At 48.9% G+C, this 16056-nt stretch carries 9 protein-coding genes and 1 pseudogene; 8 read left to right on the top strand and 2 right to left on the bottom strand.

The window, feature by feature from the left end:
- Nucleotides 1-507: 507 nt before the first annotated feature.
- The 3 genes from Q1Y74_RS09905 (at nucleotide 508) to Q1Y74_RS09895 (ending at nucleotide 7234) form a co-directional block, all read left to right on the top strand.
- On the top strand, nucleotides 508-3243 hold the full coding sequence (locus Q1Y74_RS09905) for a TonB-dependent receptor (RefSeq protein WP_300814121.1): 2736 nt from the start codon (nucleotides 508-510) through the stop codon (nucleotides 3241-3243).
- A 22-nt stretch (nucleotides 3244-3265) separates the two neighbouring features.
- Nucleotides 3266-5824: a choice-of-anchor J domain-containing protein gene (locus tag Q1Y74_RS09900; RefSeq protein ID WP_300814120.1), complete on the top strand. Its 2559-nt coding sequence runs from the start codon at nucleotides 3266-3268 to the stop codon at nucleotides 5822-5824.
- Nucleotides 5825-5929: 105 nt separating this feature from the next.
- A complete protein-coding gene (locus Q1Y74_RS09895) occupies nucleotides 5930-7234 on the top strand; it encodes a DNA/RNA non-specific endonuclease (RefSeq protein ID WP_300814119.1) in 1305 nt (434 codons plus the stop codon).
- Nucleotides 7235-7474: 240 nt separating this feature from the next.
- Here Q1Y74_RS09895 and Q1Y74_RS09890 read toward each other — a convergent pair whose 3' ends face one another.
- Both Q1Y74_RS09890 and Q1Y74_RS09885 read right to left on the bottom strand, forming a co-directional pair.
- A complete protein-coding gene (locus tag Q1Y74_RS09890; RefSeq protein ID WP_300814118.1) occupies nucleotides 7475-8305 on the bottom strand; it encodes a transporter substrate-binding domain-containing protein in 831 nt (276 codons plus the stop codon).
- A gap of 30 nt (nucleotides 8306-8335) precedes the next feature.
- Nucleotides 8336-10423, bottom strand: coding sequence for a putative porin (locus Q1Y74_RS09885; RefSeq protein WP_300814117.1), 2088 nt, complete (start codon nucleotides 10421-10423; stop codon nucleotides 8336-8338).
- Nucleotides 10424-10641: 218 nt separating this feature from the next.
- Here Q1Y74_RS09885 and Q1Y74_RS09880 point away from each other — a divergent pair, with 218 nt between their 5' ends.
- The 5 genes and pseudogenes from Q1Y74_RS09880 to Q1Y74_RS09860 form a co-directional block, all read left to right on the top strand.
- Nucleotides 10642-11310 (top strand): restriction endonuclease, encoded by a 669-nt coding sequence (locus Q1Y74_RS09880; protein WP_300814116.1) that lies wholly within the window; start codon nucleotides 10642-10644, stop codon nucleotides 11308-11310.
- Nucleotides 11297-12979: an SAM-dependent methyltransferase gene (locus tag Q1Y74_RS09875; protein ID WP_300814115.1), complete on the top strand. Its 1683-nt coding sequence runs from the start codon at nucleotides 11297-11299 to the stop codon at nucleotides 12977-12979. Before Q1Y74_RS09880 ends, Q1Y74_RS09875 begins: the two co-directional genes overlap by 14 nt.
- Before the next feature lie 92 nt (nucleotides 12980-13071).
- A complete protein-coding gene (serB, locus tag Q1Y74_RS09870; RefSeq protein ID WP_300814113.1) occupies nucleotides 13072-14307 on the top strand; it encodes a phosphoserine phosphatase SerB in 1236 nt (411 codons plus the stop codon).
- A gap of 662 nt (nucleotides 14308-14969) precedes the next feature.
- A complete protein-coding gene (locus tag Q1Y74_RS09865) occupies nucleotides 14970-15710 on the top strand; it encodes a hypothetical protein (protein ID WP_300814112.1) in 741 nt (246 codons plus the stop codon).
- A gap of 216 nt (nucleotides 15711-15926) precedes the next feature.
- Nucleotides 15927-16056: pseudogene (locus Q1Y74_RS09860) on the top strand (IS982 family transposase); the annotation flags it as partial.

The raw sequence follows: 16056 nt of genomic DNA, 5'->3' as shown, positions 1-16056 counted from the left end.
GAAGAATAATAATCCGTGAATTTCCGTGTAATCCGTGCCTAAAGGAAAGCAGCTCCTTAATTTGACACACCTTGAGTCAGATACCATCACTTAGTTTTGACACACCTTCTGCCCAACGGGCGGGGTGGTAGGTCTTTACGACATTTTGTGTGTCAATGATTGATGTATTCCCCTTCAGGAACTCACCCCCTTTTACCTCCCCCCGTTATCGGGGGAGAACAACCTTCCGGAAGGAGGAGAGCTTCAGACACTTTTGTCTTGACGCTCCCTCCTTTTTTTGTGCCCGTACCTTTCTTCGCAATCCTGCTGAACGTCAGGGTTCATGTGCTGCTCTTCAAAGACTTTCTGCTTCGGTTGCCTGTATGGAGGTGAATACAGGTTAAAAAAGTCTTTCTCATTCTGAAAAAATGTAGCGCGGATGTAATATTTATATGGATTATATTCATTATCTTTGCGTGATGCAACATAAATTAATGTTTAATTAACACATTTATTAAAAACGGATTTATGAGAAAGAATCTAATTCATTTCCTGTTAGTGGCTGTGCTTTCGGCATTTAGCTCCGTAGCATGGGCCCAAATCACGGTGAAGGGTCAACTTGTTGATTCGGAAACAGGTGAACCTTTGGTGGGGGCTGCCGTTATGGTAGAAGGTACTTCACAAGGGTCGGTGAGCGACATTGACGGCTATTTCAAGCAGAATGTGGCTCCCAATTCCACGCTTCTGTTCAAGTATGTCGGTTACAAGGACTTGACCAAGAAAATTAGCCAGAAGAGCGGAACGGTGGATTTGGGAGTAGTCAAGATGCAACCGGATGCAGTGCTGCTGAATGACGTGGTGGTTACTTCATCGGTGGCTATCGCACGAAAGACACCGGTAGCCGTGTCGACCGTAGAGCCGGTATTCATTGAAGAAAAGTTGGGAACGAAGGAATTTCCGGAAATCCTGAAATCCACTCCCGGTGTATATGCTACGAAACAGGGTGGCGGTTTCGGCGATTCGCGTATCAATATGCGTGGTTTTGAGTCGGAAAACATTGCGGTCATGATCAACGGTGTGCCCATGAACGATATGGAGTGGGGCGGTATCTATTGGTCGAACTGGGCCGGACTTTCTGACGTGACACGCAGCATGCAGACCCAGCGTGGTTTGGGCGCTTCCAAGGTTTCTGCTCCTTCAGTGGGTGGTTCCATCAATATTGTGACCAACTCTGTAGAAGCGAAGAAGGGCGGCTCCATCTCTTATGCGATGGGAAATGACGGTTACAATAAAATCATGTTCAATGTATCGACGGGTATGAGCAAGTCGGGTTGGGCATTGACCCTGCTGGGTGCCAAGACATGGGCCGACGGATATATCCAAGGTACGGAATATGAGTCTTATAACTGGTTTATCAATGTGGCCAAGCGTATCAATGACAATCATCAGATTTCATTTACCGCTTTCGGTGCTCCCCAGTGGCACAACCAGCGTAACAACAACGACGGTCTGACCATCGAAGGCTGGCAGACGGTTGCCAAGAAATACATGAACGGTGACAGCCCTTACAAGTACAATCCTACCTACGGATATGGCTTGAACGGTGAGAGAAAGACTTCTGCCCGCAATGCTTACCACAAGCCGCAGCTTTCTTTGAACCACTTGTGGCAGATTAACCGCAACTCTTCTTTGAGTACCGCTCTGTACGCATCCATCGGAAACGGTTATGGATATGCCGGACAGGGCTTTACATCTTCTGATAGAAGCAACTGGTATGGAGCTTCCTACGGTACGCTGAATACAACCTTCCGTCACGAAGACGGTACTTTTGCCTACGACGAAATTTATAAGCTGAACCAGGAAAGCGATACGGGTTCGAAAATGGCCATGTCCAAGTCTTATAACAAGCACACATGGATTGGTTTGCTTTCTACCTATACCACAAAATTCGGTGAATATGTGGATTTCTATGGCGGCGTTGACTTCCGCTATTATAAAGGTGTGCATACCAATGAACTGTGCGACCTCTACGGTGGCGACTATTATATTGACTCGTCTTCCCGTCAGAACGTATTGGTTGCCAACAATGCCGCTGCGGCCGCAGGTGCTGCTTTCGTGAACCAGAAGCTGCAGATTGGCGATGTGGTTTATCGTGACTACGACGGCTATACCGTACAGGAGGGTGTGTTTGCCCAGGCTGAATATAATAAAGACAAACTGAGCGCTTTTGTGGCCGGTTCTATTTCGAATACGGGCTATTGGCGTTACGACCGTTTCTACTATGATGCCGAGCATGCCAAGTCCAAGACCGTGAACTTCCTGGGATGGACTGCCAAGGGCGGTTTGAACTATAACCTGACGGACAATCACAACGTGTTTGCCAACATCGGTTACATCAGCCGTGCTCCTTTCTTCTCGGGTGGCGCTTTCCTGCAGTCTACCACCAGTAACCTGACCAACCCGGACGCTGTGAACGAAAAAGTATTCTCGGCCGAATTGGGTTATGGATTCCGCTCGAAGTATCTGACTGCCAACCTGAACCTCTATCACACGAAGTGGATGAACAAGACGATGAGCCGTGGTATCGATTTGAAGAACCGTGACGGTGAGTTCGTTGACCGCATCAGCATTAACATGAGTGGTGTCAACGCCATTCACCAGGGTGTCGAAGTGGATCTGGTTGCCAAACCGTTCACTTGGCTGGATGTCCGCGGTATGTTCTCCATGGGTTACTGGCGCTGGAACTGCGATGCCAAAGGTTATTTCTATGATTCGACCGGCCAGCCTGTAAAGAGCTGGACAAGCGAAGGCGTGATTGAACATGCTTCGGGCATTCAGGCGGCAGACCATGCTTCGATGACCATTCATTTGAATGATACGAAAGTAGGTAACTCTGCACAGACAACCGCCGCTTTAGGTCTGGATGCCAAGATTACCAAAGACCTGAGTGTGGGTCTCGACTGGAACTACTATGGACGCAATTATGCCGAATGGTCATTCAATTCGAGCGATTTGGTTGCCAACGGTGAGAAATCTTACGATGACCCGTGGAAGATGCCCGATGCCTGTGTATTTGACCTGAGTGCAAGATACCGTTTCAAAATCGGTAATCTCAATGCTACCCTTTATGGGAATATAGACAATGTCTTCAACCAGGAGTACATCACGGATGCCATTGATGGCGCTTCCCATACTTGGGAGGATGCCAGAGTATTCTATGCTTGGGGACGTACATACAGTGTGAGACTGAAACTTAATTTTTAATCTCTAAAAGTTGGTCGATTTTATGAAAAGAAAATATATAATTCCGGTAATAGCATCGTTGCTCGCATTGGGCGCCTGCGATTACAATGAAGATAACTTTGCTGGACTCGACGAGATGACTCGTCCTACCGACGTGCGGAACGATACCCTCCGTCTTGCCGATTCTGATTATGCTGCCATAGCCAGTAACAGCACGAACAAGGAAATAGCATTGTCCAAAGATCCGGAAGGAAAAACTTATGAGGCTGCCCTGACTGCTGTCGGTACCAATAAGTATTTCACGGAAGATGCACCGGCTGCATGGTATCTGCCTGCTTTCATTGCCGGCAAATTCCCTTATCTGGACGATAACTCGAAGGTTACGGTCTATTATAACAACTTTGAGAACCTGCCCGCATACTTGAAGGACTTCAACGGCATCACGGCTTACGACCTGTCCAGCGATGACTACAGGATTGCCTGGGGAGAAGGGGTGAATGTGTCTTTCCTCTCGCCTTCTACGGTCAGCAAGATTTCCTCGATTCTGAAAGAGAGCATCTCCAATCCGGCCGATGGCGCCATGCGCGTGGTCAACTATGCCTACTCGGCTACTGAACCGAGCTTCGGCGGCGAAGGCGGCGGCGTGGAAGAATCCTACAATGACATTGCCGAAATCATAGCCGGCGGAACGGGCAGCTATAAGGCCAAAGGCGAGGTGCTGGCCACTTACGACCGTGGCTTCCTGCTGGGCGACAAGACGGGTTCCATTCTGGTTTATCTGAACAATCCGTCCAATTACTCCATTGGTGATGTGGTGACCGTTTCGGGTGAAACTTCCCAGTATTCCGGTTTCGCACAGTTTACCCAGAATGCTGAAATCGCATTGGTGGGGCGTAGTACGGAGTTCGCTTATCCGACCGCTGTGAACATGAGCGGCGCCGAAATGGACGCATGGATCAGCAATGCCGTTGTGAAGTACGTTTCGATTACCGGCAAACTGGTTATCTCCGGTAATTATTACAACCTGGAGGTTGAAGGAGCCGAACATCAGGGTTCCATCTCTTACCCGGTAGCCGGCATGATTGGCGAGGAATTGAATGGTCAGGTTGTAACAGTGACCGGATACCTGATAGGCAGTTCCAGCAAGTATGTCAACATGATGGCTACTTCTGTCGTACTGTCGGGCAGTGAATCTGAATATACGCCGGTCGGAGTCGTTTCTTTGTCGGCTGCCGGCGACTACAAGGCCAAAGGAACGGTGGCTGCCGTTTATGGACGCGGCTTCCTGCTCAATGACGGAACCGGTTCCATTCTGGTTTATCTGAACAAGGCTACTGAAAATAAGGTGGGAGACATCGTAACGGTATCCGGTACGACTTCCAGCTATGCAGGGTTTATGCAGTTCGGCAACAATAGTGTGGTTGAAACCGTTGGCGGAACCACCTTTAAATATCCGGCAGCACGTTCTTTGACAGGTGCCGATATGGATGCTTATCTGGAGCTGCCGTATGTGGCTTATGTGGCATACGAAGGAACATTGGAAATAGACGGCTACTATTATAATGTAACTGTTGACGGTGCCGAGACCGCTGTCGGCAGCATTTCATACGTGCCCGATGGGATGGTTGACCCGTCTTTGAATGGCAAGAAGGTCATCGTAACCGGCTATACCATTGGTGTAAGCGGTAGTCGTTATGTCAATACCATGGCTGTCAAGGTGGAAGAGGCTACGGCTACGCGTCTGGCTGCTTTGGCCATGACCCGTGCTTCGGTTGAGCCGAATGCTTCTGCCGTTTACCGCTACAATGCTTCTTCACAGTCCTGGAGCAAGTATTCTACCGATGCTGCCGACATCGCTGTCCTGCAGCCTGCCGACTATACCCAGATGGGTTACTCTTACGTCAGCAAGCCTGCTGAAACGTTGCCGGTTTACTTGCAGCACACTTATCCTTATGCCAAGCCCGACGATGTAGTAGCAGTTGTCTACAATTCCAATAGCGACGGTGCCATAGCAGCAACCGAATTTAAGTACGACGGTGCTGCATGGACACAGACTACGGTGGCTTCGGCCAGCATCATCACCTTCCAGAAGAGTGGTGGCGAGTGGGTTGAAGCCCGTGTTTATCTGGAGTCTACCTTGCTCAATGGCGAGAGCGGAGGATTTACGACGCAGGATATCGAGCTCTCCAGCCTGTCGTATGTTTGGAAACTTGACAATTCATACGGTTGGAAAGGCTCCGGATATGCAAGTGGCAATCAGGAGGCTGAAAGCTGGTTGATTTCTCCGGAAATAGACTTGACCAAGGCTGTCGCTCCGACCATGGTATTTGATATTGCCATCAATTTCTTGGAGGGTAATGACCTGAAGGATTTCCTGAATGCAAAGATTTCTACCAATTTCTCCGGTGATGCTACGGCTGCCACATGGGAGACCCTGGAAATAACGGGATGGCCTGCAGGTACCAGCTGGGATTTCAGCACCATCGAGCCTGTCAGCCTGTCGCACTTTGTGGGTCAGAAGATCCGTCTTGCTTTCCACTATAAGAGTACTACGGCCGCTGCTCCTACCATTGAAATCAAGAATATTTCAATTAAGGAATAAGACGCAGGCTGAACATATAAAGGAGGAGTTACTGGAGCCTGGCTCCTCTAACTCCTTTTTTTGTCAGTCATACAGTTTGATTTTACTAATAAAAACTCTATTTTGATGAAGAAATTATCTTTAATGTTCGTCCTGGCACTTGGATTGTGCTTTATCGGATGTGATGACGACTCCAACGTGCCTGCCAATGGTTACATTGAAACCACGCAACAGGGTTCTTCCACTGTTGTATTGAAGGGATATGCCAATAGCAACGAGGGCTTCAGCGTCTTCCAGACAGATGAATTCAGCAAGCCTTTCTACATACAGGACCAGAAGTTTACGGGTAGTGCCTGGCGCTTTGTACAGGCTGGCGAAGGTTCGTTGGAAAGCATGACCGGGGTTCCGGCCGACAATGCCTGGCAGGAAACTGCCGAAGTAGTGGAAGGGAAAAACTACTGGGCACGTTACAAGGGTACAACCAAATATACTTTCCTGAAACTGAGAGTGGCCTATATCCAGGGGAATAATGTGGCTTTGGAATATATCGTTGACAGCTCCAAAGACCGCGACTTTAGCGAAAACGAAAATGCCAATGTGGCTGTGGGCGACAATGTATCGGTAACGTCGTACGAGATTCCTTATCTGAATGCTGCCAACCAGTATGCTGCCCACTTTGTTGAGTCAGGTGGTGAACAAATTCTGAATTATGCTTTGGAATGGAATGAGGAAAAGCAACATGCCGCATGGGTGGCTTTCAGCTTTGACAAGGTTACGGCGCAGAAGAATGTGCAGCGTGCTCCCGATGATGCCTGGGCGCAGGATCCGGATCTGCCCGAAGGAATCAAGCAACCGGAAGAAGCCAACCACAAGAGTGACGGCTACGATAAGGGACATTTGTGTGCTTCCTACGACCGTGCCTATTCGGAAGAGGCCAACTGGCAGACCTTCTATTACACGAATATCTCTCCGCAATTCTCTTCTTTCAATCAGGGCTTCTGGCAGGGACTGGAAGAACAGGTGCAACAATGGGGATATTCCTGCGTATCGGATGTGTACGACAAACTGTATATCACTAAGGGTGGTACGGTGGACAACCTCCTGATTGACTTCAAGGGGGCCGTAGCCGCTGCGGATGGCAAATTCCCGACTACCGATGCCAACGGCTTTACGCCGAAAGGCCTGGCTTGTCCGAAGTATTATTTCATGGCCATCCTTTCTCAGAAAGGCAATACGTATCAGGCCATCGGCTTCTGGGTAGAGCACAGGGAAGACTTGCCCAAGAAACCGACTGCCGACCAGATGAAAGCCTGTGCCGTCAGCATCGACGAACTGGAGCAGAACACGGGCCTGGACTTCTTCTGTAACCTGCCCGATGTGATAGAGGATGAAGTTGAAAGCGCTTGCAATGTCAACGACTGGGCCTGGTAAGCACCCCGTTGACTTTTAATAATCAGAAGGAAGGTATCCAAAGCCCTTAAAACGGCATGGATACCTTCTTTTTTTTTGCGGTGAAGTGTCCTGCGGCCTGCCTCCGTTTGCAGGGGCGTACGGTGCAAACGGAGGCAGGCCGGCAGGGTAGGGAAGAGGATTGGCAAACAGGCTTCCGTACCCCGGCTGCGGAGGCACGGACGGGGAAGGCCCAGGTCTGAGAAATGTCTCCGTATGGCTTCAATCCGGATAATACTTCCGGTGGATTTTCCGGTAGGTTTTGGTCTTCATGAAACGCTCCAGCCAGGTGTTCAGGCTGTCCAGCAGAACGGGTGACTGCTTGCTTACTCCCCAGGAGTAGAACTGGGTGAAGCTGATGGCGGTGGAAATGTCGATTTGTGGCAGGCTCTCGGCTGCAATGCGGGCAATGCGTTCGTTGCAGACGGCGTAGTCGATGTCGCCGTGCGCAACCAGGGCTATGAGTTGCTCGGGACCGTATTTCTCTATTTCCTTGATATGGATGGTATCGCCTATCTCGTTGGCCAGGTTGTGGATGCGCAGGATGGAGGGAGAACTCTTGACTACATGGACGGTCTTGCCGGCCAGGTTCAGCTGGCTTTTGACGAACAGGCTGTCTTCTTCTTTCCCCTGGGGCTTGCGTTGCACCAGTACGTCCTTGTTCAGAATGATGGGACGGGTGAGCAGCAATGAGTCCTTCAGTTCGCTGGTGGCCAGGATGCCGTAGGCCATGATGTCGCACTTGCCTTCGGCCAGTTCCTGCATCCGCTTGTCGAAACTCATCTCGGGAATGATGTCGACCTTCAGACCGTGGTCGCGCGCAAAAGCCTCTATCAGTTCGTAGTGGAAGCCCGATACGGTGTCTCCGTCTATATAGAAGCTGATTGAGTTATACTCCATGGCGGCACGGATGATGCCTTCTTTCTTGATTTCCGCATAGTCGCGTGTCGTTCTTTGCGGGGTGTCCTGTTCCTGTTTGGGCAGCAGGAAGGTGGCGGCCAGCGCGGCAATGACTCCCAGCAGGATGTACTTCAGCAATCGGTTTCTTTTCATGGGTAGAGACGGTTAACGGGAGAATGGGGGTTAGTCGTAGAAGTTCCACGATACGCCAATCTTGAGCAGACGCTGGTTGATGGGGTAGTGCGGAACCAGGAAGGCGTTGCGGTTGCCCATGCCGGCGTTGACGTGGTACATCATGACAAAGATGCGTGTACGCTTGAGGTGCAGGTTGGCATAGACGTTCACAATCGGGTAGCCTCCTATCTTGACTGTCGATTCCGGGTTCTGCAGGTTGAACTGCTGGATGGCAGGCGTATAGGTAGGGGCATCGTATTCGGTAAAGTAGCGCACATCTGCTCCCAGCTGTACCGTCAGCACCTTTTTGGCCAGCTTGGTCAGCAGATAGAGGTTGTGGTAGAGTGACAGCTTGGGCAGGGGAAGTACCCGCTCGTTGCTTGACTGCTGCCAGGTCACTTCGTTGTCCAGGTGGAAGATGCCCAGCTGGAAGTCCTGTTTCAGTGTGGCGTCCAGTACCTGTATGTTGCCGCTCTCTTGTGTGGGCAGGGCATATTCGTTGAAATAGGTATAGTTCTTCACGTTTTCCACGCCCACGCGCAGGTTGGTCTTCCAGCGTTCGATGTTCAGTTCGCCTTCCACCCGTGTGCGGAACTCCTTGTTCAGGTTGTCGTTGTCCCAGTAGAAGTGGTTGGAGTGATAGTGGCGCATGTAGAACGAGGGCAGCGTGTTGGTGACGGAGCCGCGGGCATAGAGGTTGACCGTGTCGTTCCAGAGACGGAAGTTGAGGTCCATGTTGCCATGAACGCGGAACTGTCCCAGGGCTTTGTCCAGGATGCCCACTTCGCCGTCTATTTGATAGTGCAGCGTCTTTCCCTCGCGTTTGGCCAGTTCGCCTCCCACGAACACTTCCTGCTCGGTATAACGTTCAATGGGAAGCGGCTTGTCTTCGGAAGGGGCTCCCATCAGGTCGTAGCGGCTGAACTGGTGGGAGATGTAAGCGGTGAGCCCGGCTTTGGCGTATTTGTTGAAACCTTCCAGCAAGGCAATGCCGAGGGTGTTCTTTACGCTGAGGGCCACGGTGGAGTCGTTGCTGGCGCCTGCCTGGTAGTAGGTGTTGGAATACATGTCTTCGCTTTCGGTGTTTGCACGGAAGCGATGGCTGGAGCGTTCCACCTTCAGGGTATGGATGAAGCTGGTGACGGGCACAAATTCTTCTGTGATGATGGTATCCTGGGCTACGGGGGGGATGCTGTCGCCCGCAGTGGCAGCCTGAGGGGTGACACCTTCCTTTTTCTGGATGCTCACGGTCTCGCGGTTGAAGCCCAGGCGGTAGCGCTGGGTCATGTAGACGTAGAAGTTATGGTTGCGGTTCGATGTGCCCTCCATGTGTGTCGGTATGTACTGGGTGCCGCCCGGGTCGTCTATCTCTTCGGGGCGGGTGATGTAGTTGTCGTCGGTGATACCGCCGTTTTCGTTCATCTTCAGGAAGAAATTGTTGTACATGGCGTGCAGCTGGTATCTTTCGCCGATGTAGCTGCCGAAGATGCCGGCGTTGAAGTGGGCTGTGGACTGGTTGGCGTAGTAGCCTCGTCCGTACAGATAGTCGAAATTGAAGCCGAAGGCCAGCCGCTTGTTGACGTTGACCGAGAAATAGGACTTGAACCGTTCCTCACCGTTCACCTTGTTTCCTGCCTTGTAGTAGGTCAGGTTGGTGTACGGGATGTTGCTGTTGGTAAAGTACAGCTGGTCCGGACGGAAGAAGAAGCTGGAAAAGGGTTCCAGAAAGATGGTGGGCTCTTGCGGGCCGCGCTCGAAGAACAGGCGCGACTGGCGGGGAGAACCCAGATTGCCCAAATAGTTGTAATGTCCGTACATGCCTTCTACCAGGTTGGTGTTCTGGAAATTGAGCGAGGCTGTGTCTGCCGGAGTCATGATGCGGTCGCCCAGCTTTTCGCTCAAGCGCCACATGTAGAGCTTGGGCGGAAGGCTTTCTATCTCTGTATGGGTACTGTCTTCCAGATTGTCCGGTTGGGTTGAAGGGTCAATCTGGTTGCCAAACTGGTCTCTGTTGCTGTTCATCAGCGTGTTCTGGGCCTGTACGCCCAGCAAGCCGAACAAAGACAGGAATATATATGTCAGTACAATTCTTTTCATAAGCAGCCGCAAAAATAGGTAAATTAGCTGGAATAATCTAATAAATCGACAGATAGCAGTAGTTAAATTTGGCAATCGGGCTTAAGTAAGAAAAAAACGAGGATTGGCTTTTTTGTTTGTATATGTATTGAGGCTTGGAAAACTAAAGATGTTCAAGGTCTTTTGTTAGTAATTACAGAGATATTTTGTATCTTCGCATTGTATTTTTTTTGATACTTATGAAAAAAAGATTAGATATAGAACAGTTGATTAAGGAAGCAAAAGATTTTTGTAGCAGCCAGAGTGGAATATATCGTACGGAACTGTTTGGGGTGACGGATGGAAAGGCTGTTGGTACTTTTGTGGAGCACTTGTTTAAAGAATTTTTGGCCAAACATTATGAAATGACTATTGGTAACTCTGCTAATGGTTTAGATTTACCTTCTGTAAATACTGATATCAAGGTTACTTCTATTAGACAACCTCAGTCGAGTTGTCCCTATAAGGATAGTAAACAGAAAATATATGCTTTGGGGTACAATTTGATAGTTTTTGTTTATAGGAAAGAAGATGATAAGGTGCAGAGAAAAGGTATGTTGGAGTTTGTGTCGTGTACTTTTATTGAAGCAGATCGTACCGCAGATTATCGGACTACAACCGGTTTGTTGAGTATTATTAATAATAAGGGTAATGTAGATGATGTATTTGCTTTCCTTTCTGATCATAAGATACCAGCTGATGATGTGACCCTGTTTAATTTGTCGCGGGATATTTTGAAGAATCCTCCTAAAGTTGGTTATTTAACTATATCAAACGCATTACAATGGCGGCTCCAATATGGTAGGATTGTCGGGCTGGATGAGGAAGTTCAAGGTATTACTAGTATTGTGAAATATGACGGTAAATAGTTGTTTGGATTCGGTTAGCCATCTTTCATTAGCATTGGCGAATGTACGTATGGAGGAGTTCTGTGGCATTTCTTGTTTTTTTGATGGCACAAACGATTTTCGTACTATTTTGTCGGATGATTGTTTGTTGCAAGAAAGAAAGGATGAGTATGGCGATTGGCAAACAAATATGGATTTGGCGTTGGCAATTTGTCGATTGATGAAGAAACAGGGTGTTTCTCCACGAGTTTTGATAGAACCCACGTGTGGAAAAGGACATTTTATATTGGCTGCTTTGCAGACATTTGATAGTATAGAAGAAATTTATGGCATTGAAATCTACAAACCTTACTTGGATTGTTTGAAGTTGAGTATTCTTCAATATTTTCTAGATAATCCTTCAGCTCGAAAAATAAAGATTAATTTGTATCATCAAAATGTCTTCGATTTTGATTTTGCTTCCATTAAAAAACTTATTAATAGCCGTGAAGTGCTGGTTGTTGGAAATCCACCGTGGGTAACAAACAGTACGTTAGGGGAGAAACATAGTGATAATCTGCCTCCTAAAACGAACTTTAAGAAAAAAAAAGGATTAGATGCCATAACGGGTAAGGGAAATTTTGATATTGCTGAATATATCTGTTTACAGATGATTGATTTCCTGATTGGAGAAAAAGCAAATCTTGCATTGTTGGTAAAGAATTCAGTAGCAAAGAATATAGTTTATGAACAGCGTCGTGTACGTTTTCCTATAAACGTTATTGAACAATATAATATTGATGCAAAGAAAGAGTTTAATGTCTCTGTTGCTGCTTCTCTTTTGTGCATGAATTTGGGAGAGAAGATTTCACTCAGGTGCCAGGTGAGAGATTTTTATAGTTTGCGATTGGTGCAGGAATATGGATGGGTGGATAATTGTTTTGTTGCGGATACCCATGCGTATAATCAACACCGCTATATGGATGGTAAGTCTACTTTGACATGGTGGTCGGGAGTGAAGCATGATTGTGCAAAGATTATGGAGTTGGTATTGGATAAGGGTAGATATTTAAACGGACTTGGTCAGGTCGTTGATATTGAGGAGGAAAGGGTCTATCCGTTACTTAAAAGTTCGGATATTACCAATGATGTGCTTACTTCCACCCGCAAATACGTCATTATAACCCAAAAAACGCCTTCTGATGATACAAAGTGGCTGGCAAAAGCTTGTCCTAAAACTTATCAGTATTTGATGGAACATGCTGCTTTTTTAGATGAAAGGGGCAGCAGCATTTATCATAAGCGTCCACGTTTTTGTCTTTTTGGTATAGGTGACTATTCATTCAAGAAATATAAGGTTGTTGTTTCAGGCCTTTATAAGCATGTCCATTTTTCTTTGGTGAAGCCGATAAATGGAAAACCTGTAATGTTGGATGATACTTGTTATTCTTTGGGCTTTGATGAGTATGAGAATGCGTTGGTTGCACAACGGATTTTAAATTGTCCTGAAGTGCAATCTTTTATGCGCTCATTACTTTTTCTCGATTCCAAACGTGTTGTGAATAAGGATTTACTAATGCGAATAGATTGGTTGAATATAATTGGGCATATAAGGAAAGAAAATGTGGGAGTAAGTGCTGTCGCATGGGATAAGTTTGTTTCCTATTTATCAAAATCTGTTTCTCCTAAACAATTCTACTTGTTTTCTTGATAAGCAAAAGTTCGCTTCAGATTTTGATATCTTTGTGAGGCTTATTTCAGATATGATAAGAGTTTGTGAAATTTTAATTACTGCTATATATTATGGATTCTTCGAATACAGAACTGATTCTGATACGCATTACGGGGGAAGACCGTACGGGACTGACCTCGTCCATCATGGGAGTACTGGCACGTTACGACGTGACGATATTGGACATCGGCCAGGCCGACATTCACAGCACCTTGACCTTGGGCATTCTGATTCGTGTGGCCGGCGAGTATTCCGGCTATGTGATGAAGGACCTGCTCTTCAAGGCTTCCGAACTGGGAGTGAACATCCGCTTCTATCCCGTCAAGAAAGACGAGTACGAGGAGTGGGTGAGCATGCAGGGCAAGAACCGTTACATCCTTACCTTGCTGGGGCGGAAGCTGTCTGCCTTGCAGATTCAGGCAGTGACTTCCGTGCTGGCCGAACAGGGCCTGAACATTGACGCCATCAAGCGACTGACGGGCCGCATCCCCCTGGACGAGCGCAGGGAAAGCATTCGGGCCTGCATTGAGTTTTCCGTGCGTGGCACTCCCAAGGACCGTGCCGCCATGCAGTCCGAACTGCTGAAACTCTCCGGAGAGCTGGAGATGGACTTCTCCTTCCAGCTGGACAACATGTACCGCCGCATGCGAAGGCTCATCTGCTTCGACATGGACTCTACCCTGATAGAGACGGAGGTGATAGACGAACTGGCCGAACGGGCCGGGGTGGGCGAGAAGGTGCGCGCCATCACCGAGCGGGCCATGCGCGGAGAGATTGACTTCAAGGAGAGCTTCACCGAGCGGGTGGCCCTGCTGAAGGGGCTGGATGTCTCCGTCATGGAGGACATCGCCCGCAACCTGCCCATCACCGAAGGGGTGGACCGCCTGATGTTCGTACTGAAGCAGTACGGCTACAAGATTGCCATCCTTTCGGGCGGATTCACTTACTTCGGCAACTACCTGAAGAACAAGTATGACATAGACTATGTGTATGCCAACGAACTGGAGATTGAGGACGGCAAGCTGACGGGCCGTTATGTGGGCGAGATTGTGGACGGACGACGCAAGGCCGAGCTGCTGAAGCTCATCGCGCAGGTGGAGCACGTGAACCTGGCGCAGACCATTGCCGTGGGCGACGGAGCCAACGACCTGCCCATGCTTGCCGAGGCCGGCCTGGGCATCGCCTTCCACGCCAAGCCCCGTGTGGTGGCCAACGCCAAGCAGTCCATCAACACCATCGGCCTCGACGGTGTGCTCTACTTCCTGGGCTTCAAGGACTCCTATCTGGAGGAACGGGGGCGTCTGTGAATATGCCACGCCTTGTTGTGGCAGTCTTGCCTGCCGGTCATCCGGTACATCCGAACTTATGATAAAGAATGGGTCATGCTTCCGCAAGGCCCGTTCTTTTTTTGTTGATAATCAGTGCTTAGGCCATGCAAGCATCGTCCGTGCACCATGCAGGCATCGTCCACGCACCATGCAAGCATTGTCCGCACACCGTGCAAGCATCCTCCGGCGGGGAAATAGTTCCCTCTTTTCCTCTTTTCGCATTTCTTCCGCCAAGCCTCGTGGCAGGTCTGTTCCTTTCTGTCCGTACGTTTCCGTCCCAACCTTTTTCCGCACCCCTTAATCGGGGTGATGTCACCTGCCGTCTTTTGTCACATGTTTTCATGTGCCGCCTGCATCTGCCGCGAATGCTTCTTTGCGGGCGGTATGCTGGCGGAAGAGGGGAATGAAGGGCCGGCCGAAGTGGCATGCTGCTGAAAAAACGGGCGAATACCTGTTTGCACCATTCCTTCGGGCAGAAAAATCACTGATTTTAGTGATGCCGTGTTTGTCGGATTCTTATTTCTTTGCAATGAGTCCGTTCCCCCAGGGGCGGTATGTATGCCTTTTGTCCTGTTTTAAGGAAATCCGTGGGGGGACAATTTTCAGAGGGAAACCTAACAGTTAATAAATATTCAAGCATTATGAAAAAAGTATTTTTTGCAGGCCAGGTGATGTCGGCCGTTTGTGTGGCTTTTGTATTTCTCGTATCGTGTGGAGGTTCCGGGACGGGGTCTTCGGGCGGAGACGATGCTCCGTTGGGCAGGGTGTCCACGTATTTTGTAGAGATGGCCCAGAAAAAGGAGAAACTGGACAAGGAACTGCGTGAAGAACGCGATGTGGAACGTTATCAGAAGAAGTTGGCGGAGTATAATGAGTATGTGGCCGAGACCAGCCGGAAAGCTGTCGAGGAAGGGAAGAAGCTGGTGGGACGCGAAATCCTGTGTACGGGCGACGTATATCCCGACCTGAAAGTGACGGGAGCCCGGATAGCCGACTACCAGGGCGGTTCGGGAACGGGCTCTTTCCAGGTACGCATTACAGTAACTCCCAAGCGTGACATTACGGTGCGCGAATCTGCCGGAGACTGTGCGGACGGCGAATATTCATTGCGGAACACCCGTCTCTACTATGCCCTGATGAAGGCAGACGACCATCTGATTACGTTGGGAGAGATGAATCCCTTCAGCAGCAATTATAGCAACGCCCGGCTGAAGGCGGAGTATAGCCCCGGACAAGTGGTGGCGGCAGGGGCTCCGTGCAACAGTGAAGGAGCGTTGCTGACCATCAACTGCCATTCGTATGACTTCAGCGAATTTGCCAAGATTGTCTTTCTGGCAGAGGCGGACTACAAGGCTGTCCGCAAGCAGGCGTACGGTTTTTAATGGATTTCATGTAAATGGAAATGATGGAAAGACTCCTGAAAGGGCAGGAGCGGCCGTGTTGGCTTCGGGGCTGCCAGCCTATGGCGGGCAGACAGATGCCGGGCGGACCGACGGTTTGAATGATTTACTTCGGATTTTTAAGCTAATTAACGTGAGTTCGATGAATTATAAGTAGTTGTAAAATTGGTGATTAGCGAAAATTGTTGTATCTTTATAGTGCTGAATTACAAAGATTTACAAACAATAATCGCTATGATCACCGAAAGCAAAGTTATAGAATTATTTTGTATGGCAGATGAATTCTGCAAGTTTTTTGATGCCATGATGACAAAATATACGCTTAAGC

Source organism: uncultured Bacteroides sp. (genome assembly GCF_949298305.1).
Taxonomy (GTDB): Bacteria; Bacteroidota; Bacteroidia; order Bacteroidales; family Bacteroidaceae; genus Bacteroides.
Note: the sequence above shows the minus strand (reverse complement) of the source record. Positions and strands in the feature narration are given on the sequence as shown.